This window comes from Sphingomonas metalli (genome assembly GCF_014641735.1).
GTDB lineage: Bacteria > Pseudomonadota > Alphaproteobacteria > Sphingomonadales > Sphingomonadaceae > Sphingomonas > Sphingomonas metalli.
This window is the reverse complement of record NZ_BMIH01000001.1, coordinates 762,607-779,778: the sequence shown is the minus strand read 5'-3', so window position 1 is coordinate 779,778 and position 17,172 is coordinate 762,607. Positions and strand designations below refer to the sequence as shown.

Below are 17,172 nucleotides of genomic sequence, written 5' to 3'. Positions count from 1 at the left end.
TAGTATTTGTCTGCCGAAGACGATCTCGCCGCAAGGGAGGTGGTGAAAGGATCGCCGCGGCCGAAAGCCCGTATTGCCGCCGGTAATACGCCAGTCTGGGTCGCTATGGCCAGGCGCGGATGTTCCACCGGATCCTGCCGTCGCAATCAGGCGGCCGCCGCATCTCGTTCACGATCCCGCCCCGAACTCGGCGGTGACGGCGTCGAAGGCGGCGCGGAGAACCGCGTCGAACGGCCGGGCACCCCCCTCGCGGTTGAAGGTCTCGGATGCGAGGCGGGTGGCGCCGACGGCGACCATTGCGAGCACCCGCAGCCGCGTCTCCCGCTCGGGGTCGGGCCAGCGCTCGCGCAGCGCCGCGAGAAGTGCGTCCTCCTGCTGGCGATAGCTCGCCTGCTTGCGGGCCTGGACCGAGGCACTGCCCCGCATCAGCCGGTCGAGCGCCAGCATATCGTCGTGCGGGAAGGCGGCGCAGACCCGCAACGCCGCATCGCGGACGAGCGCGAACGGGGACTGGCTTCCCGGCGCCCGGCGGACCTCGGCGGCGTACAGGTCGCCGACATCGCTCTGCAACGACAGCAGGATGTCGTCCTTGGAGTCGAAATAGTGGAAGAAGGTCCGGCGCGAGATGCCGGCCGCAGCCGCAATCTCGTCCACCGTCGTGCCGTCGAACCCTTGTGCGATGAACAGGCGCACGCCGGCATCGGTGATCCGCCATAGCGTCTCGCGCCGCTTACGCTCCCGGACGCCGGACGACGGAAGCATCCCGGCCGAATAAACCACGCGCCTGCCTCGAGAAAATAGTTGCACTCAGTGCAAAATATACATTACACCCGGTGCAACATTATCGGGAAGGCACGAGCATGGCAAGGTGGACGCAGGCCGACATACCTCCGCAGCAGGGGCGAACGGCGATCGTGACCGGCACCGGGGGGCTCGGCTTCGAGGATGCCCTCGCCCTCGCAAGGGCGGGCGCCACCGTGGTCCTCGCCGGCCGGAACCCGGCCAAGGGCGCCGGCGCCGTGGCGCGGATCCGAACTGCCGTCCCTTCGGCCGACATCCGCTTCGAGGATCTCGACCTCGCCAGCCTCGCCTCGGTCGCGGCGTTCGCCGCCCGGGTCGCCGAGCGTCACGGAACGATCGACATGCTGATCAACAATGCCGGCGTGATGGTGCCGCCGCGTCGCGAGTCCACCGCCGACGGTTTCGAGCTGCAGCTCGGGACCAACCATCTCGGCCATTTCGCGCTGACCGCCCATTTGCTGCCGCTGCTGCGCCAGGGGGCGCGCGTCGTCTCGGTGTCGAGCGTCGCGGCACGGGCGGGCGTCATCGACTTCGCCGACCTGAACGCGACGCAGGCCTATGCGGCGATGAAAGCCTATGCCCAGTCGAAGCTCGCCTGTCTGATGTTCGCGCTGGAGCTGCAGCGGCGGAGCGAGGCGCAGGGCTGGGGCGTCGTCAGCATCGCCTCGCATCCGGGCGTCGCGCGGACGGACCTGCTCCACAACGGCCCCGGTCGCCGCAGCGCGTACGGCCTTGCGCGGACGCTGCTGCCGTTCCTGTTCCAGCCGGCGGATCGCGGCGCCTTGCCGACGCTCTACGCGGCGACCGCCCCCGACGCCGTCGGAGGCGCCTATTACGGCCCGGACGGGATCGCCGAGGTGCGCGGCTATCCGACCCTTGCCAAGGTTCCGCCGCAGGCGCTGGACGAGGACGCGGCGGCCCGCCTCTGGCAGGTTTCCGAAGCGCTGACCGGGGTGTGCTTCCCGGACGGGATGTCGCGTTCGCATGCCGCATAAGGAGGCTCCGAGGATGCAGATCGACGATGCGGTGGTGGCGATCACCGGGGCCAGCGGCGGGATGGGGGAGGCGACCGCGCGCTACCTTGCCGAGCGGGGCGCGAGAGTAGTGCTGGGCGCACGGAGCGAGGATCGGCTGCGGCGCCTCGTCGACGACATCACCGCGCGTGGCGGCACGGCGACCCAGATCCCCGTCGACGTCCGACGGCGCGAGGACGTGGCCAGGCTGGCCCGGCACGCGGTCGCGACCTTCGGCCGCCTCGACGTGTTCGTCGCCAATGCGGGCGCCATGCCGATCGGCCCGGTGGACGCACTCGCGCTCGACGACTGGGAGACGATGGTCGACGTCAACGTGAAGGGCGTCCTCTGGAGCATCGCGGCGGCGCTGCCGATCTTCCGCGAGCAGGGCTCGGGACATTTCATCGCGGTCGCGTCGACGGCCGCGCGCAAGATCGTCCCGAACATGGCGGTCTACGCGGGCACCAAGGCGGCCGTCGTGGCGATCTGCGACGGCCTGCGCCAGGAGCTTGCCGGAGACATACGGGTCACCACCCTGACCCCCGGCTTCACGGCCACCGGCTTTGCCGACCATATCCGCGACGGAGACCTGCGCGAGCGGATCGCGGCCAGCGGATCGATCGCCATGCCGGCGGAAACGATCGCCGAGGCCATCGCCTACGCCATCGGCCAGCCCGCAGGGGTGAACGTCGGCGAGATCGTGATCAGGCCCACGGCGCAGGCCTGAGCCGGACGACCGCATGTCGAGCCGTGCGTGCCGGGCGGTGTCGCAGCAGCGCTGTCTGGGCGCCCTCGACGGCGCTCAGGCGGACGGCGAGCAGAGGCTCGGCCGAATATGTCGTGCCCGAGCATCTCGAGCCGCTGCCCATCGCTCCGGTTCCGGGCAGAACCGGGTCGCCGCACAGGCGCTGTGCCATGCGGAGCGGCCGCTCTACTCGACCGGTGTCGGAGAGGCGTGGTCGGATGGTGCGCGACAAAGCGGTGCCGGCTACCTCACTATCCCGGGCTGGTGAGCGATCCCGCGCGATCGGCATGGCCACATCCTAACGGGCGGCCACGCCTCTCGATCGACCGCAGTCCCGCTGCCCCTAGACGTCGATCCCCGCCGCGATCGCCTCCAGCCGCTGCATCCGCGATCGCAGGTCGGCGAGCGAGATACGGGAGGCGATCGACGGTTCCTCCGCTCGCGGAGTGCGCCCGCGGCGGCCCGCGCACCAGCCTGCGGCGAAGGCGGCGACCAGCGCGAGGGTGACGGCAGCGGCGCTGATCGCGACGACGATGGGCATGGCGTTCATCTCAGGCGTCCTACCTATTCGTAGCGGAGCGCGGTGATCGGCTTGGCGCGGGCGACGCGGGTCGCGTGGCCGGCGACCGTGGCGATGGCGATGACGAGCGCCAGCATCCCCGCGAGCAGGAACGGCATGGGCGTCAGCGCGATGCGGTCGTCGAAGCCGTTCAGCCAGGTCCGCATCGCCCACCAGGCCAGCGGCCAGGCGATGACGTTGGCGATCAGCACAGGCTTGGAGAACTGCCACACCAGCAGCCGCACGATGTCGCGCGTCCGTGCGCCGAGCACCTTGCGGATGCCGATCTCCTTCGTGCGGCGCTCGGCGGTGAAGGCGGCGAGCCCGAAGAGGCCGAGGCACCCGATCAGCACTGCAAGAAGCGCGAAGCCGGCGAACATCGTGCCGAGCGCCTGGTCAGCCCGATAGAGCTCGGCGGCGGCATCGTCGGCGAACTGCGCCTCGAACGGTACGTTGGGCACCACCCGCTTCCACGCCGCGCCGATCCGCGCCATCACGGCCGCCGGGTCGGGATCGGCGAAGCGCACCGCCAGGAAGCCCAGATTGGCGTCGCTATGGTAGAAGGCGGTGGCGTCGAGCGGCTCGCGCACGCAGCGGAAGCGCGGATCCGCCACCACGCCGACGATCGTCGCGGGCTGGGCGACATCGTTGAAGCCGCCGATGCCGAGGTCGATCGCCGCGGCGGGCGTGGCGACGCCCAGCTTGGGCAGGGCGGAGGCGGTGACGACGATGTCCATCCCCCGCTCGAACAGCTTCGGGCCGGCCTCGGGATCGTCGCATCGTCGCATCGTCGCATCGTCGCATCGTCGCGTGCTCGGGTGCGATAACCATCGGCAGCGATCGGGGCTTTTGCCTCCATGCCATCTGCAATCGATTGTTGCTGTATGCCTCGTGCGGGGGTATGCGATCCGGAAGCCGCTCGAAGGAATGGCGTAGCGGGAGAGAGGCGATGCGTTTTCCGGGATCGAAGCCGCAACTGTCGCTGCCGCGCATCCTGGAGATGAACCTCGGTTTTCTCGGGCTGCAGTTCAGCTTCGGGCTGCAGCAGGGCAATATGGCCCCGATCTACAGTTATCTGGGCGCGTCGGAGGCGGCCTTGCCGCTGCTGCAGCTGGCGGGACCGATGACGGGGCTGCTGGTGCAGCCGCTGATCGGGGCGCTGAGCGATCGGACCGACAGCCGTTTCGGACGGCGAACGCCCTATTTCCTGATCGGTGCGCTACTCTGCGCCGTCGGGCTGTTCTGCATGCCGCTCAGCCAGTCGCTGCTGATGGCGGCGTCGCTGCTGTGGATCCTCGATGCCGGCAACAACATCACGATGGAGCCCTATCGCGCCTACGTCTCAGACCGGCTGAACGAGAGCCAGCATCAGGTCGGGTTCCTGACGCAGTCGGCGTTCACCGGGCTTGCCCAGATGCTCGCGTTCCTGACGCCGTCGATGCTGGTGTGGGCGGGGATGAACCAGGATTGGGTGGATGCGCACAACATCCCCTATACCGCGCGGATCGCCTTCATGGTCGGTGCGGTCCTGTCGCTGACGACGATCATCTATTCGGTGACCCGGGTGCCGGAATTGCCGCTGACGCCGGCGGAGCGGGCGCGGATCGCCGCGGAGCCGAAGGGGTTGGGCGCAGCGCTGCGCGAGATCGGCTCGGCGATCGCGCAGATGCCGCCGGCCATGCGCAAGCTCGCGGTGATGAGCCTGTTCCAATGGTATGCGATGGCCGCCTATTGGAACTACGTCATCTATTCGATCGGCCGCTCGGTGTACGGAACCGCCGACGCCACCTCCAGCGGCTTCCACGCGGCCGTGCTGACCAACGGCGAGATGGCGGCGTGGTACAATGGCGTCGCCTTCGTCGCGGCCTTCGCCATGGTGCCGGTCGCGCGACGGATCGGGGCGGCATCGCTCCACGCCCTATGCCTCACGCTTGCGGGGGCCGGCATGCTCGCGCTGCCGCACATGGCCGACAAGTGGATGCTGTTCGTCCCCGCGATCGGCATCGGCATCGGCTGGGCCAGCATCATGGGCAATCCGTACGTCATCCTGGCAGGGTCGATCCCGCCGGAGCGGACCGGGGTGTACATGGGCATCTTCAACATGATGATCGTCGTGCCGATGCTGCTGTTCTCGGTGACGCTGCCGCTGGTCTACGAACCGTGGCTCGCCGGCGATCCGCGCCATGTGCTGACGCTGTGCGGCCTGCTGATGTTCGCCGCCGCCATCGCCGTCTTTCGCGTCCGCGCGCGCAACGCCGATGGGCTGCCCGTCGGTGCGACCGACCCCGCCTGACCGCAAACCACCTATCAGGATGCCGACATGACCGCTTGGACCCGGCAGCAGGCCGCTGCCGCTGCAACCACCCCGGACGCGCGGCTGCCGGTGATCGGCGTCGGCGACGTCGCCCCGATCGACCCCGCGCGCGACCTGTGGGACATGTGGCAGATCATGCGCGCGGACGGCAGCACCGCGATCGTCGACGGGCGACAATGGTGGTTCTTCCTGGCCGTTCCGCGCGCGGCGGATCCGGAAGCGCGGCATGATGCCGCCCGCATCCGCCTCTACAGCCGCGGCGCCGATGGATGGCGCGACCACGGCGCGGCCTTCCCGGACGGCTTCTCGCCCGGATCGCGCGAATGGTCGGGCAGCGCCGTACTGGCGGACGATGCGGCGGCGCTGACGATGCATTTCACCGCCGCGGGCTGGCGGACCGGCGGGCCGCGGTTCGCGCAGCGGCTGTTCGAGACGTGCGGGCGGTTCGACCATGGCCGGCTGTCCGGCTGGAGCGAGCCGGTCGAGACGGCCCGCGCCGACGGCCTGTCCTATCGCGTCGCCGATGATGACGTGCCGACCGACGATCGCATCAAGGGGTTCCGCGATCCCGGCTATTTTCGGGATCCGGCGACCGGACGCGAGCACATCCTGTTCACGGGCTCGGCCCCCGGCGTTGCCGACGTTCACGACGGTGTGATCGGGCTCGCGACGCGAGGCGCCGATGGCTGGGCGCTGCGCCCGCCGATCGTCACCGCGATCGGGGTCAACAGCGAACTGGAGCGGCCGCATATCGTGGTGCGCGACGGCCTCTACTATCTCTTCTGGTCGACGCAGGCGAAGCGGTTCGCCCCCGGTATCGGCGCACCGACGGGTCTCTACGGCATGGTCGCGGAGGCGATCGACGGACCGTGGCGCCCGATCAACGGCAGCGGCCTTGTCGCAGGAAACCCCGCCGCCGAGCCGTTCCAGGCCTATTGCTGGTGGGTGACGGGCGAGGGCGAGGTCATCAGCTTCGTCGACTATTGGGGCCTCGACGGCGGCACCCCGGCGCACGGCATCGGCTATCGTCGTGAGCGGTTCGGCGGGACGGCGGCGCCGGTGTTCCGCCTGGCCTTTGCCGGCGACACCGTGCGGATCGCCGCCGTCGCGACGGCAAACCGCGCCGCGTGAGGCGCGGGAACGGGCTGATGCTGGCGGCAGGGACGCTGGCCGCGGTCCGGAGCGGCGAAGCGGATGCAAAGGTGATGGCGCCCAAGGGTGCGAGGGTGTTCCGGCTCGACGGCGCAGGCGTGACCTATGCAATGGGCGTCGACGACAAGGGCTATCTGCAGCCGCTCTATTGGGGGCCGTCGGTCGATCTGGGCGATCTCCTGGTCGCCGTCGATCCCGCCAAGGCCGGCGAGCCGGCTGTCCACCACGCCGGCATCAGAGGTAACGGAGCCACGCAAGATCGCGCCGCCTGGCCTTGAGGCGGGCGAACATCGCAGTTGGCAGATACAGCGGCACGATCAGCGCCACGTACCATGCCAGCACCCAGCCGTAGCTCCCAACCGCGAAAAGCGTGCCATGGGTCGGTCCCCGGATGGCGAGCGCTGCATGGTAGAGCAGCCGCAGTACCGCCAGATGAAACAGGTAGAAAAACATCGGCGCGCTTCCGAATGCCGCAAGGGCGGCGATGATCCTGCCGGCCGGCAAGCGCTCGATGCTGGCGAGCAGCAGCGTGCCGACGCCCAAGGTCAGCAGCAGGAACAACAGTGAGGGCGGGTATTTCGTCAACGCCAGAAAGCTCATCGCGGTCCGCAGGGGGGCACGCGGCACGGTGAACCAGGGCGCATCCCCATAGACGTTGGCAAATCTGAGAAGGACGAACGCCGTCACCATCAAGCCGCCCATGAGCACCAGGTTACGGGCGCGATCCCGCGAGGCGGTCGTGGGCAGGAACCAGGGACCGATCGAGAAGCCCAAGGCGATCACCCCGATCCATGGGAGTACCGGATAGGTTGTTTTCGCGATCAGCCCGAACGGAAGCGGAATAACGTCGCGCTGATGCAGCATCGCCCAAGGCACGAACAGCGGATGATCGGCGGTCAGGCGGATCGTATCGAGGAGATTGTGCCCGCACACGATGACGATACCCCCGATCATCAGCGCCCGCCGCGACAGTCCTATCAGGCCTGCCAGCACGATCATGCAGATGCCGATGCACCAGATCACCTGGAGCCAGAGCGTCGGAGCCGCGGCGACGCCCCAGTAGAGTTGCGACAGGACCAGCAGGTCGAGCGCCATCAGCACCAGTCCGCGCTTGACCAGATAGCGTCTGGTCTCCGCCACCGTGTGCCGGCTGGCGAACAGGTACGCGCCGATGCCGGTGAGCGCGACGAACACCGGCGCGCACAGGCTTGCCGCCAGCCGCGCGGCGAACAGTGCCGGCAAGGCGGTTCGCGCGTCGATCGGATCCGCGACGGCAACGTGCAGGAACCAGGTCTCCCGCAGATGATCCAGCAGCATCAGCACCATGACGAGGCCTCGCAGCGCGTCGATGCCCTGCAAGCGGCTCCGTGCCGACGCTGCGTCGCTCGGCTTCGCCAAGACCTCGCGCGGCCTCCGGCGCAGTTGACGCGTGATGGTCGAAGCGGCATGGAAATGATACATCATCACTTGATAGGCACAAGGAACCGGTGTGTCCAATGTCCCGATCCGCTCGCCTCAACGCCGGGCGGCACCGGCCCTGCGTCGGCTTGTTCTCCTGCCCGCACTGCTGAGCGCGCCGGTCGAAGCACGAGAGGCGACCCAGGGTGAGCGGGACGACATCGTCGTGCTCGGCACGCGAGCCAAGCGTGACCCGACCCTGTCCGCCGATCGCGCGACCGAACGCATGTCGCAATCGAGCCGGTCGCTCGAACAGGATCTGCTGCAGGCCGCCGGCACGTACCGCCTCGGCGATGCGCTGGAACTGGTGAGCGGGAGCAGCCAGCAGAACAATCGCGGCGGCTTTGCGGACAATTTCGCGATCCGCGGCTTTCTCAGCACGGCCGATGGCGGCAGCGAATATTATGTCGACGGATTCGTGGCCAACCGCGGCAGCGCGCCCGCGCGCGATCCGGCGACGATCGAGCGGATCGAGATACTCAAGGGACCTGCGGGCGCCGTCTTCGGCGACATCGATCCCGCCGGCCGCGTCAACATGGTGACAAAGACGCCGCGGTTCGCCGCGGCCGCGTCGGCTCGGCTGACCTATGGCTCGTTCGATACGCGTCGGGTCGAGCTCGATGCGACGGGACCGCTGGTCGGCAATCTGGCGGGGCGTATCGTCGTGGCGACCGAAGACAGCGACGGTTACCGCGACTTCGTGCGGCTCAAACGCCGGACAGTGGCGCCCTCGCTGACCTTTCGTCCATCCGGCGCGCTGCAACTGACCTATGTCGGGCAGATCATCCGATATGCCTCGCCGTTCGACCGCGGCGTCGTCGCGGTGGCGGGCAACGCCCTGGCGCTGCCCGCTTCCCGGTTTCTGGGCGAGCCGTCCAACGGCGACACGCAGGCCAGCGATACGCGGCACCAACTGACGGGCGAATTGCGGATGGGCGGCGACTGGTCGCTCGTCGGCGGGGTCGCCTATCGGTCGGGCTCACTGCGCGGAGCGTCGGCCGACCAATCCCGGCTGGTCGGCGGGCGGACCCTGTGGCGGCAGCGGCGCGAGCGAGGCTATGCGGTGGAAGACCTCGCCGCGCGCCTCGAGCTGCGTGGTCGGTGGCAAGCGCTGGGGCGTCATCAGCCGGCGTTGGGCGTCAAGGCGTATCGCCTCGACTATCTGGAACTGCTGCGGCGGCGCAATCCGTCTCCCGCCGCTCCCTATGCCATCGATATCTTCGAGCCCGTCTACGGCGCAGCGCAGGCGCTGCCGCTGCTGCCCAGCATCGATCAGCGGGAAAAGCGCCATGCTCTGGCCCTCTACGCGCAGGATCTGTGGGATATCACGGATCGACTGTCGTTCGTCGGCGCCATGCGGCTGGATGCCTATCGGCAGGAACTGCGCCGGAACCTGACGGGCACCGTGTCGCGGGCCCAGAATGCCCCGGTCACGTTCCGCATGGGCGCGCGCTACGCAATCACCAGCTCGGTGTCGGTGCACGGCAATTGGGGCGAGTCCATCCTCCTCAATTCCGGTAGCGGTCGCGATGGCGCGGCCTTTGCCCCGGAGCGGGGCCATGGCTACGAAGCGGGCCTGAGCGGGCGATGGGCCGGCATCGACGCGGGCATCACGTGGTTCGACATCGCCAAGTCTGGCGTGCTCACCACGGATCCGCTCGATGCCAATTTCCTGGCACCCGTTGGCTCGCTCGGAAGCCGGGGCATCGATGTCGATGCGGCGTTGCGCCTGGGGCGGCGCTGGCAGGCGGTGTTCAATTACGCATGGACGCGAGCGCGCTACGACGACCGTAATTTCGCCACACCCAGAGCGTTGAACACGCCCGACCATTCCGGCTCGGCGTTCATCATGTATCGATCGGCGGATCACGGCTGGTCGCTCAGTGGCGGGGCAAGCTATGTCGGCAAGCGATCCGGGGCGACGGATACGAGTGGGCTGCTGTTGCCCGCCTTTGTGAAAGTGAAGGCAGCCGCCGAGGCACCGCTGGGACGGTATGCGACGGTGAGAGTGGAAGCGGACAATCTGTTGGATCGCCGCTACGCCCTGAGTTCGTACAACAGCTTCTGGATCTATCCCGGAGCGCCGCGCACCGTTTGCGTGTCACTTGAACTGGGTATCTAGGACGCCTGTGGCTTCACAGTCAGCTTCTCGGAAGCGGACGACTTAGATGTTCCGCCTTGAGGAAGCGATAGGAGGCTGCCGCGTGTCAGCGACCGGTCTTCTGAGCTGCAGGCTGCCGAGCAGCCAATAGCGAATTCCAACAGCGTGACATCGGCGAACCAGGCCTCGCCTCTGGGTGACAGCCTGCCGCGTCGAGCCATTGCGAGGCGCCGTCGTCGTGGGGAGAGCGGGGCAACCGTACAAGCGTCGTGCCAACAAAAAGCGGCAATCTATTTTGTGAATTGGCTCGGGGGTCACAGACACGTGGTTCCGCATGACTGCACATTCCGAAAGGAATTTGGCTTCGAGCCTGGTGACCCCTACGGGAATCGAACCCGTGTTTCAGCCGTGAAAGGGCCGCGTCCTAACCGCTAGACGAAGGGGCCGTCCGGGTCTCGGCCGGTTAGGCGAAGCGGGGCCGCGCGTCAATCCGTCCAGGCGGCGTCGTCGAGATGGAGTTCGGCGGTGTTGCCGCCGTTCCAGTCGTCGATCTTTGCGCGGCCGGCCAGCCAGAGCTGGCGATGCGGCGGCGCGGCGAGCAGGGCCTGGCCCAGCGGCGTGTCGGCGGCGCGGAAGGCCATGGCCTTCAGGCTGCGGCCGTCGGCACCGGCGGCGATGGCGCGGACATGGCCGTTGCCGACCACGTCGACGCGCACGAGCCGGTAGGGGCCGGCGGCAACGCGCGGGGCGGGCCAGCCGGCGCCATAGGGGCCGCCGGTCTCCATCCGGCGGACGAGATCGGGATTGACGCCGCCCGGTGCCAGCACCGCGTCGAGCAGCAGCGCGCGATCCTCCCGCGCGCGGTCGACCGCGGCGGACAGGCGCTCGTCGAGGAAGGCGGCGAGCGCGGGCAGCGCATCCTCCGCCACGGTCAGGCCGGCCGCCATGGCATGGCCGCCGCCCGCGGCGATCAGGCCGTGCTCGCGTGCGGCCATCACCGCCGCGCCCAGATCGACGCCGGTGATCGATCGGCCCGAGCCCTTGCCGGTGCCCTGCTCGTCCACCGCCACGACCATCACCGGGCGGCCCAGCCGCTCCTTGAGCCGGCCGGCGACGATGCCGATCACGCCGGGGTGCCAGCCGCGCCCCCAGACGGTGACGACATGTGCGCCGAGATCGATGGCGAGGTCCGCCTCCGCCTGCACCGCCGCCTCGATCGCGCGGCGTTCCTCGTTGAGCCGGTCGAGCTCCTGCGCCAGCGCCTGCGCCTCGGCGGGGTCGGCGGTGGTCAGCAGGCGCACGCCGAGATCGGCGCGGCCGACGCGTCCGCCGGCATTGATCCGCGGCCCCAGCGCGAAGCCGAGATCGGTGCAGGTCGGCGCGCGCGACAGGCGCGAAGCGTCGATCAGCGCGGCGAGGCCGATGTTGCGCCGCTGCGCCATCACCTTCAGTCCCTGCGTGACGAAGGCGCGGTTGAGCCCGCGCAGCTGCGCGACGTCCGCCACCGTGCCCAGCGCGACGAGGTCGAGCAGGTCGAGCAGTTTCGGTTCCGCGCGGGTGGCGAAGAAGCCGCGCGCGCGCAGCGTGCGGACCAGCGCTGCGGCGAGGAGGAAGCACATGCCGACCGCGGCGAGATGGCCGTGCGCCGCCGCCTCGGCCGCCTCGTCGAGCCGGTTGGGATTGACCAGCGCGTGGGCGGGGGGGAGCGCGGTCGCGCATTTGTGATGATCGACGACGAGGATCGCGATGCCGGCATCGCGCGCCGCCTCCAGCGCCTCGAACGCCTGCGCCCCGCAGTCGACCGTGACGATCAGCGTCGCGCCCTCGGCCGCGAGGCGGCGCAGTGCGGGGGCGTTGGGACCGTAGCCCTCGGCCAGCCGGTCGGGGATATAGGGGCGGGCGGCGAGGCCCAGATCGCCGAGCAGGCGGACGAGCAGTGCCGTCGAGGTCGCCCCGTCGACGTCATAGTCGCCGAAGATCGCGACCTGCTCGCCCGCTTCCACCGCATCGGCCAGCCGCTCGGCGGCGCGGTCCATGTCGCGGAAGATCGAGGGGTCGGGCATGAAGCCGCGGATCGAGGGCGCGCGCCAGTCGGCGACCGCCTCGGGCGGGCAGCCGCGGGCGAGGAGCAGCTGGTCGACCAGCGCATCGTCGCTCATCAGCCCATCGCGCGCATCGGCGGACAGCGCCCGCCAGCGCCAGGGCTGGCCGAGGATCGAGCGGGTGATGCCGAGAACGGTCATGCGCGGATCGTCTGCATGGTGATGCCGCCCCCGTTACGCCCTCGCGCCGGCGAAGGCGAGGGGGGCGGCGCGCTCACTTGATCCAGCGATCCTCGCGAAACCATTTGGTGATGATGTACTTCACGCCCTCGACCACGGGCATCCCCTCATGGATCGTCGCCTCGTTGGGGCTGCCGTCGGGGTTCATGTTGTTCCAGGCGAGCAGCATGCCCCGCCGCGGGGCGACCTTGATCCCCGCCTGGGGAAACCAGGTCGCGCCGCCCTCGGGCACGTCGTTGAGATAGATCATCGCGGTCCAGGTCCGCTGTCCGCCCTCCTGCTGCATCCGCTCCCAATAGCTTTCGGTCGCGTGGAAATAATCGTGATGCGCGCGGAAATGCTGGCCGGGGGCGTAGCGCTGGCCCTGCATCGTCTCGCCATGCGCCGGATCGATACCGAGCAGCGCCGCGATCGCCTCGTCGGTCGGCTGCACCTCGGGCGACCAGCGGTTCATGTCGCAGCTGTCGGAGGTGCGGAAGCCCTGGTCGTTGCGGTCGGAGAGCAGGGTGGAGGGGCGGCGATGCGCGTCGATCATCGCGATCAACCGATCGCACGTCTCTGCATCGAGGAAATCGACATAGTAATAGACCTGCGCCGCCGCGATCGCCGCGCGCTCCACGGCGGGATGGGCGTCGAGCCGCGCCGCCACCTCTGCGCCGAAGCGCTGGCGGACGGCGGACGTGGCGGGGGCGGGGGTCTTGGACTTGCGGGCGAACAGGCTCATGCCGCTCATATTCGGATCGAGCGCCAGATGGCGCAAGGGGGCGGAAACAGGTCCGGCGGCAGGGCGAGCCCCGCCGCCGGACCACCCCGGTTACCAGAAGATGCCGTAGACCGCGTCGACGACCTGACCCGTCTCCAGATCGACGAGCAGCGCGTCGTCATAATAGCGGATCCAGCGATAGGGGCCGTACGCCTCGGGCAGGCGATAGTCCCAGGGATCGTCGATCCAGTAGTTGCGGCCCCACAGACCGCTCGACAGGGTGATGCCGATCCCGAACCGGCGATAGCCGCCGTTCCAGTCATAGGGCGCGTAATAGCGGGGCAGGCGATAGGCGTCGCGATTGGCCTCGCGCCAGCGCATCCAGTCGAACCGGCTCTCGCCCCGCCAGCCGCGATCCCAGCGGCTGCGATCGCCATAGCCGCCGCGGTCGTTCCGGCCGCCGTCCCAGCCATAGCGCCGATCGGCGTCGCGCCGGCCGGCAGAGAGCGGACGGTCCCGCTCGACCCGGCGGTCGTAGACGCGCACGCCATTCTCCTCGCGAGCGCTGCGCCAGCCGCCGTCGCGGCGCGGCTCGCCGGGACGGTCCGGGCGGGGACCATCGGGCCGTGGTCCTTCGTAGCGGCGCTCGCCGTCCGGGCGCGGGCCGTCGTTGCGCCACGTGTTGCGCCCCGGATCGCCACGGCCATCGTCACGGCGATCGAAATCGCGGCGACCCTCCTGCAAGGGTCGGTTGGCCGCCGGAGCCTGCGGCTCGAAGCGGGGGGCGGGGGGCGGCGAACCGGCGTCCTGGGGTGGCGCCATCCGGCCGCCGCCGCCATCCGGGCGCGGGCCGTTCCACTGGCGTCCGCCCCAGCCCTGACGCGGCGCGGCCGGGCGCGCCTCGCCGTCCGGCCGGTTCTCGAACCGGCCGCGCTGCGCCTCCGCCGCCACCGGCGTCACCATCGCCGCCGCGAGCAGGGCCCCGATCAGCTTTCGCATGTCCTCAGATCCTCAACACCGGCGCACGAGCCGGTCCCTATGATGCGACGGGATGTGCCATGAAGCGGGTGATTTGAAGCTGAATGCCTGTGTCAGCGATGCGAAAGGTTGGGGTGGGTGGAGCCTAGACAGGCGCGCTCATTTTCCGTTCGTGCCGAGCCTATCGAAGCACTGTTCTTCTTCGTGCCGCGATCGCCCGGTCCAGAAAGAAAGGCAGTGCTTCGACAGGCTCAGTACGAACGGTGGGGGGAGAGCGCCCGAGACCCTATTGTCCCCGCCCCGGCGTCAGCGCCGGGACCGCGCGCGCGGCATCGGCGGGATCGATATCGGGCCGTGCGCCGGCCGGGATCACCTCCTCGCCCCGCATCGCGCGGGCGGCGCGGGTGATCGCATCGACCAGTCGCGGATAGACGCCGCAGCGGCACAGGTTGGAGATGGTCGCGCGGATCGTCGCCTCGTCCGGATCGGCGTTGCGGCGGAGCAGCGCCTGCGCGGCCATGATGATGCCGGGGATGCAGAAGCCGCACTGCACCACGCCTTCCGCCAGAAAGGCGAGCTGGAGCGGGTGGGAGCGGTCGCGCGACAAGCCCTCGATCGTGGTGACGAACGTCCCCTCCGCCTGCGCGATCGTCATGCGGCACGATCGCACCGCGCGGCCGTCGACATCGACCGTGCAGGACCCGCAATGACCGGTGCCGCAGCCATATTTGGTGCCGGTCAGGTTCGATGCGTCACGCAGCGCCCAGAGCAGCGGTGTCTCCGGGTCGAGCAGATATTCGACCGACTGGTTGTTGACGGTGAAGCGGGTCATCGCCGCCCCACCTAGCCTACCAGCTTCAAATCACCCAGGCTTTCAGTTGCGCCAGCTCGTGTCCCGCCGGTCGACCAGCCGCACCATTGCGGCGAAGTCGGCGGCGCCGGGGCCACCCGGCACCTGCGCCATGTGCAGGTCGCGCTGATGGACCGCGATCACCTCCGGCGCGACCGTCAGGGGACGGCCCATCGACAGCGTCGCCAGCTGGATCTCGCAGGCGCGCTGGAGCGACCAGTGGCGGATGAAGGCCTCGGGCAGGGTCCGCCCCATGGCGAGGATGCCGTGATTGCGCAGCAGCATCACCCGCTTGTCGCCGAGATTGGCGAGCAGCCGCTCGCCCTCCTCGTCGCGCACCGTCACGCCCTCGAAGTCGTGATAGGCGATCTGCCCGGCGAAGTTGCACGCGTAGAAGTTGATCGGCTGGAGACCGCCCTCGAGCGAGCTGACCGCCATCCCTGCCGTCGTATGCGTGTGCATGATGCAATGCGCGTCGGGCAGGTGGCGGTGGAACAGCGCGTGCTGGACGAACCCCGCCCGGTTCACCGGATAGGGGCTGTCGTCCAGCTTATTGCCGTCGATGTCGATCTTGACGAGGCTGGAGGCGGTCACCTCCGAGAAATGCAGCCCGAACGGGTTGATCAGGAAGGCGCCGTCCTCGTCCGGCACCTTCACGGTGATGTGGTTGTAGATCATCTCGGACCAGCCGAGCATGTCGAACACGCGATAGCAGGCGGCGAGTTCCTGCCGCGCCTGCCATTCGGCCTCGGTCATGGCGGGGCGCATCGGGACGGCGGTGGCCATCGGGCGATCCTCTCTCTTGCTTGTTATACGGGAGAGTTAAGCATGGCCCGCGGGGCTTGGCCAGCCCGGCCTAGGCCGCTTCCAGATCGTCGAGCACGAGCGCCGAAAGCATGACGCCGGCCGCGTCGCTGCGCTCCACCACCAGGTCGCCGAGCAGCTGGCGGGGCAGGGCGAAGCGCTGCGGCGCAAGCGCGTCGAGCCACGCCGCCCGCGCGTCGCCGGCCGCCGCCGCCAGCCGGATATGATGCCGCGCGCCGGTGAAGGTCGCGCTCGACCAGTCGCGGGTCTCGCTCGACACGATGCGGGCCGGGCAGCCGGCGGCGGCGGCGTCGGCCAGCAAGGCGGCGACCAGCCGGGCGGCGGGATCACGCGGGCGGGTCATGCCGGATTCTCCGCCATGAACGCCTCGACCCGCTGGATCATCGACGGTCCCGGTACCCGCCCGCGGCGCATGTCGAGTACCAGCCGCGGATCGTTCACCGCGCGCCGGCCGAAGGTCGTCGCCGGCATCGCCGTCGCCGCCCGATAGCGCTCGATCCTGTACAACAGACACATCGTCACTCCTCCGACTCGTCAACGATGTTCCCGATCTGTTCTTGAGAATCCAACTTGTCTAGGAAATTTTCCTAGACTACTGATCCGCCATGGGGACGAGCGATCCGCGCACCGCGCTGGCCCGACTGGCGGAGGACAGCGGCACCAGCCTGTCCGCCCTGTCGCGGATGCTGGGGCGCAACGTCGCCTATCTCCAGCAATATGTCCGCCGCGGATCGCCCCGCCGCCTCGAGGACGAGGATCGCCGCAAGCTCGCGGCCTTTTTCGGGGTAGGCGAGGCGGCACTGGGGGGACCGGACGGGGACGCGCCGCCGGTCTTTCCGGTCCTGCGGCTCGACGTCGCGGCTTCCGCCGGGCCCGGCGCGCTGGTCGACACGGAGCTCCTGCTGGGCAGCGACCGGATCGATCCCGCGCTCGCGCGACAGCTCGGGTTGACGCGCGGTCAGGCGGCGATGCTGCGGGTACGCGGCGACTCCATGGCGCCCGGACTGCTCGACGGCGACCACATCCTAATCGACCAGACCCGCCGGACGCCCGAGGCGCGCGGCGGAGTCTTCGTGCTGCGCATCGGCGGAGCGCTGATGGTCAAGCGGGTTGCGCGCGGCCGGGCGGGTCTCGCCATCACCAGCGACAATCCCGCCGCCCCGCCGATCCCCGAGGGCGAGCCGACGATCATCGGCCGGGTGGTGTGGCAGACGCGGGTCGTGCGCTAGCCGCCGACGAATGTTTCACGTGGAACATTTGTGGAACGTGCGACGGCACGGTGCCTAGCCGTCACCGTCACCCCGGACTTGTTCCGGGGTCCACCGCGCCGCAAAATTGCCGTCCTGTTCGTGTGAGGGCCGGTGGATGCCGGGACAAGCCCGGCATGACGA

The 17,172-nt window shown here is 69.3% G+C and carries 18 protein-coding genes and 1 tRNA gene; 7 read left to right on the top strand and 12 right to left on the bottom strand.

All coding sequences use genetic code 11. The annotated features are described in order from the left end of the window. Nucleotides 1-168: 168 nt before the first annotated feature. Nucleotides 169-762 (bottom strand): TetR family transcriptional regulator, encoded by a 594-nt coding sequence (locus IEX18_RS03990; RefSeq protein WP_188657328.1) that lies wholly within the window; start codon nt 760-762, stop codon nt 169-171. Nucleotides 763-860: 98 nt separating this feature from the next. Between IEX18_RS03990 and IEX18_RS03985 the strand changes: the two genes are divergently transcribed. Together IEX18_RS03985 and IEX18_RS03980 are read left to right on the top strand one after the other, a co-directional pair. Beyond that, nucleotides 861-1,796 (top strand): SDR family oxidoreductase, encoded by a 936-nt coding sequence (locus IEX18_RS03985; protein WP_188657327.1) that lies wholly within the window; start codon nt 861-863, stop codon nt 1,794-1,796. 13 nt (nt 1,797-1,809) lie between these two features. Beyond that, nucleotides 1,810-2,541 carry an SDR family oxidoreductase gene (locus IEX18_RS03980; RefSeq protein ID WP_188657326.1) on the top strand — a complete coding sequence of 244 codons (732 nt, stop codon included), beginning with the start codon at nt 1,810-1,812 and terminating at the stop codon, nt 2,539-2,541. A 361-nt stretch (nt 2,542-2,902) separates the two neighbouring features. Here IEX18_RS03980 and IEX18_RS03975 read toward each other — a convergent pair whose 3' ends face one another. Both IEX18_RS03975 and IEX18_RS03970 read right to left on the bottom strand, forming a co-directional pair. Beyond that, nucleotides 2,903-3,109 carry a hypothetical protein gene (locus tag IEX18_RS03975; RefSeq protein ID WP_188657325.1) on the bottom strand — a complete coding sequence of 69 codons (207 nt, stop codon included), beginning with the start codon at nt 3,107-3,109 and terminating at the stop codon, nt 2,903-2,905. Nucleotides 3,110-3,123: 14 nt separating this feature from the next. Next, entirely contained in the window at nt 3,124-3,906 is a 783-nt protein-coding gene (locus IEX18_RS03970) for an ABC transporter permease (protein ID WP_188657324.1), read from the bottom strand. A 161-nt stretch (nt 3,907-4,067) separates the two neighbouring features. On the opposite strand from IEX18_RS03970, the gene IEX18_RS03965 reads away from it, so the two are divergent. The 3 genes from IEX18_RS03965 to IEX18_RS03955 are packed head-to-tail and all read left to right on the top strand — an operon-like array spanning nt 4,068 to nt 6,862. Continuing rightward, nucleotides 4,068-5,411 (top strand): MFS transporter, encoded by a 1,344-nt coding sequence (locus tag IEX18_RS03965; RefSeq protein ID WP_188657323.1) that lies wholly within the window; start codon nt 4,068-4,070, stop codon nt 5,409-5,411. Nucleotides 5,412-5,438: 27 nt separating this feature from the next. After that, on the top strand, nt 5,439-6,563 hold the full coding sequence (locus IEX18_RS03960) for a glycoside hydrolase family 68 protein (protein ID WP_188657322.1): 1,125 nt from the start codon (nt 5,439-5,441) through the stop codon (nt 6,561-6,563). Further along, nucleotides 6,560-6,862: a hypothetical protein gene (locus IEX18_RS03955; RefSeq protein WP_188657883.1), complete on the top strand. Its 303-nt coding sequence runs from the start codon at nt 6,560-6,562 to the stop codon at nt 6,860-6,862. The genes IEX18_RS03960 and IEX18_RS03955 overlap by 4 nt, the downstream gene beginning before the upstream one ends. Here the strand turns inward: IEX18_RS03955 and IEX18_RS03950 are convergent. Continuing rightward, nucleotides 6,819-8,048 carry an acetyltransferase domain-containing protein gene (locus IEX18_RS03950; RefSeq protein ID WP_229664347.1) on the bottom strand — a complete coding sequence of 410 codons (1,230 nt, stop codon included), beginning with the start codon at nt 8,046-8,048 and terminating at the stop codon, nt 6,819-6,821. The genes IEX18_RS03955 and IEX18_RS03950 overlap by 44 nt on opposite strands. A 25-nt stretch (nt 8,049-8,073) precedes the next feature. Here IEX18_RS03950 and IEX18_RS03945 point away from each other — a divergent pair, with 25 nt between their 5' ends. After that, on the top strand, nt 8,074-10,164 hold the full coding sequence (locus tag IEX18_RS03945; protein WP_229664346.1) for a TonB-dependent receptor: 2,091 nt from the start codon (nt 8,074-8,076) through the stop codon (nt 10,162-10,164). Nucleotides 10,165-10,514: 350 nt separating this feature from the next. On the opposite strand, the gene IEX18_RS03940 is transcribed toward IEX18_RS03945, so the two are convergent. The 8 genes from IEX18_RS03940 to IEX18_RS03905 all read right to left on the bottom strand — a co-directional run bounded on the left by IEX18_RS03940 (nt 10,515) and on the right by IEX18_RS03905 (nt 16,297). Beyond that, nucleotides 10,515-10,589, bottom strand: a tRNA-Glu gene (locus tag IEX18_RS03940). A 39-nt stretch (nt 10,590-10,628) separates the two neighbouring features. Further along, complete coding sequence (gene recJ, locus IEX18_RS03935; RefSeq protein WP_188657321.1) at nt 10,629-12,386, bottom strand: single-stranded-DNA-specific exonuclease RecJ; 1,758 nt, start codon at nt 12,384-12,386, stop codon at nt 10,629-10,631. Nucleotides 12,387-12,459: 73 nt separating this feature from the next. Beyond that, nucleotides 12,460-13,149 carry a prolyl hydroxylase family protein gene (locus tag IEX18_RS03930; RefSeq protein ID WP_188657320.1) on the bottom strand — a complete coding sequence of 230 codons (690 nt, stop codon included), beginning with the start codon at nt 13,147-13,149 and terminating at the stop codon, nt 12,460-12,462. A gap of 90 nt (nt 13,150-13,239) precedes the next feature. Beyond that, entirely contained in the window at nt 13,240-14,127 is an 888-nt protein-coding gene (locus IEX18_RS03925) for an RcnB family protein (RefSeq protein WP_188657319.1), read from the bottom strand. Nucleotides 14,128-14,392: 265 nt separating this feature from the next. Continuing rightward, nucleotides 14,393-14,938, bottom strand: a complete 546-nt coding sequence (locus IEX18_RS03920; RefSeq protein WP_188657318.1) for a (2Fe-2S)-binding protein — start codon at nt 14,936-14,938, stop codon at nt 14,393-14,395. Between the two features lie 42 nt (nt 14,939-14,980). Continuing rightward, complete coding sequence (locus tag IEX18_RS03915) at nt 14,981-15,742, bottom strand: class II aldolase/adducin family protein (protein ID WP_188657317.1); 762 nt, start codon at nt 15,740-15,742, stop codon at nt 14,981-14,983. A gap of 70 nt (nt 15,743-15,812) precedes the next feature. Continuing rightward, nucleotides 15,813-16,124, bottom strand: a complete 312-nt coding sequence (locus IEX18_RS03910) for a hypothetical protein (protein WP_188657316.1) — start codon at nt 16,122-16,124, stop codon at nt 15,813-15,815. After that, on the bottom strand, nt 16,121-16,297 hold the full coding sequence (locus IEX18_RS03905) for a hypothetical protein (protein ID WP_188657315.1): 177 nt from the start codon (nt 16,295-16,297) through the stop codon (nt 16,121-16,123). The genes IEX18_RS03910 and IEX18_RS03905 overlap by 4 nt, the downstream gene beginning before the upstream one ends. A gap of 89 nt (nt 16,298-16,386) precedes the next feature. On the opposite strand from IEX18_RS03905, the gene IEX18_RS03900 reads away from it, so the two are divergent. After that, entirely contained in the window at nt 16,387-17,010 is a 624-nt protein-coding gene (locus IEX18_RS03900; RefSeq protein WP_188657314.1) for a S24 family peptidase, read from the top strand. Nucleotides 17,011-17,172 lie beyond the last annotated feature (162 nt).

What these genes read in the sequence shown, in the direction of transcription:
- IEX18_RS03905 (WP_188657315.1), bottom strand. Translation starts at nt 16,297, where the DNA reads ATGTGTCTGTTGTACAGGATCGAGCGCTATCGGGCGGCGACGGCGATG.
- recJ (WP_188657321.1), bottom strand. Translation starts at nt 12,386, where the DNA reads ATGACCGTTCTCGGCATCACCCGCTCGATCCTCGGCCAGCCCTGGCGC.
- IEX18_RS03975 (WP_188657325.1), bottom strand. Translation starts at nt 3,109, where the DNA reads ATGAACGCCATGCCCATCGTCGTCGCGATCAGCGCCGCTGCCGTCACC.
- IEX18_RS03900 (WP_188657314.1), top strand. Translation starts at nt 16,387, where the DNA reads ATGGGGACGAGCGATCCGCGCACCGCGCTGGCCCGACTGGCGGAGGAC.
- IEX18_RS03990 (WP_188657328.1), bottom strand. Translation starts at nt 762, where the DNA reads ATGCTTCCGTCGTCCGGCGTCCGGGAGCGTAAGCGGCGCGAGACGCTA.
- IEX18_RS03960 (WP_188657322.1), top strand. Translation starts at nt 5,439, where the DNA reads ATGACCGCTTGGACCCGGCAGCAGGCCGCTGCCGCTGCAACCACCCCG.
- IEX18_RS03970 (WP_188657324.1), bottom strand. Translation starts at nt 3,906, where the DNA reads ATGCGACGATGCGACGATCCCGAGGCCGGCCCGAAGCTGTTCGAGCGG.
- IEX18_RS03965 (WP_188657323.1), top strand. Translation starts at nt 4,068, where the DNA reads ATGCGTTTTCCGGGATCGAAGCCGCAACTGTCGCTGCCGCGCATCCTG.
- IEX18_RS03980 (WP_188657326.1), top strand. Translation starts at nt 1,810, where the DNA reads ATGCAGATCGACGATGCGGTGGTGGCGATCACCGGGGCCAGCGGCGGG.
- IEX18_RS03930 (WP_188657320.1), bottom strand. Translation starts at nt 13,149, where the DNA reads ATGAGCCTGTTCGCCCGCAAGTCCAAGACCCCCGCCCCCGCCACGTCC.
- IEX18_RS03910 (WP_188657316.1), bottom strand. Translation starts at nt 16,124, where the DNA reads ATGACCCGCCCGCGTGATCCCGCCGCCCGGCTGGTCGCCGCCTTGCTG.
- IEX18_RS03915 (WP_188657317.1), bottom strand. Translation starts at nt 15,742, where the DNA reads ATGGCCACCGCCGTCCCGATGCGCCCCGCCATGACCGAGGCCGAATGG.
- IEX18_RS03950 (WP_229664347.1), bottom strand. Translation starts at nt 8,048, where the DNA reads ATGATGTATCATTTCCATGCCGCTTCGACCATCACGCGTCAACTGCGC.
- IEX18_RS03925 (WP_188657319.1), bottom strand. Translation starts at nt 14,127, where the DNA reads ATGCGAAAGCTGATCGGGGCCCTGCTCGCGGCGGCGATGGTGACGCCG.
- IEX18_RS03920 (WP_188657318.1), bottom strand. Translation starts at nt 14,938, where the DNA reads ATGACCCGCTTCACCGTCAACAACCAGTCGGTCGAATATCTGCTCGAC.
- IEX18_RS03985 (WP_188657327.1), top strand. Translation starts at nt 861, where the DNA reads ATGGCAAGGTGGACGCAGGCCGACATACCTCCGCAGCAGGGGCGAACG.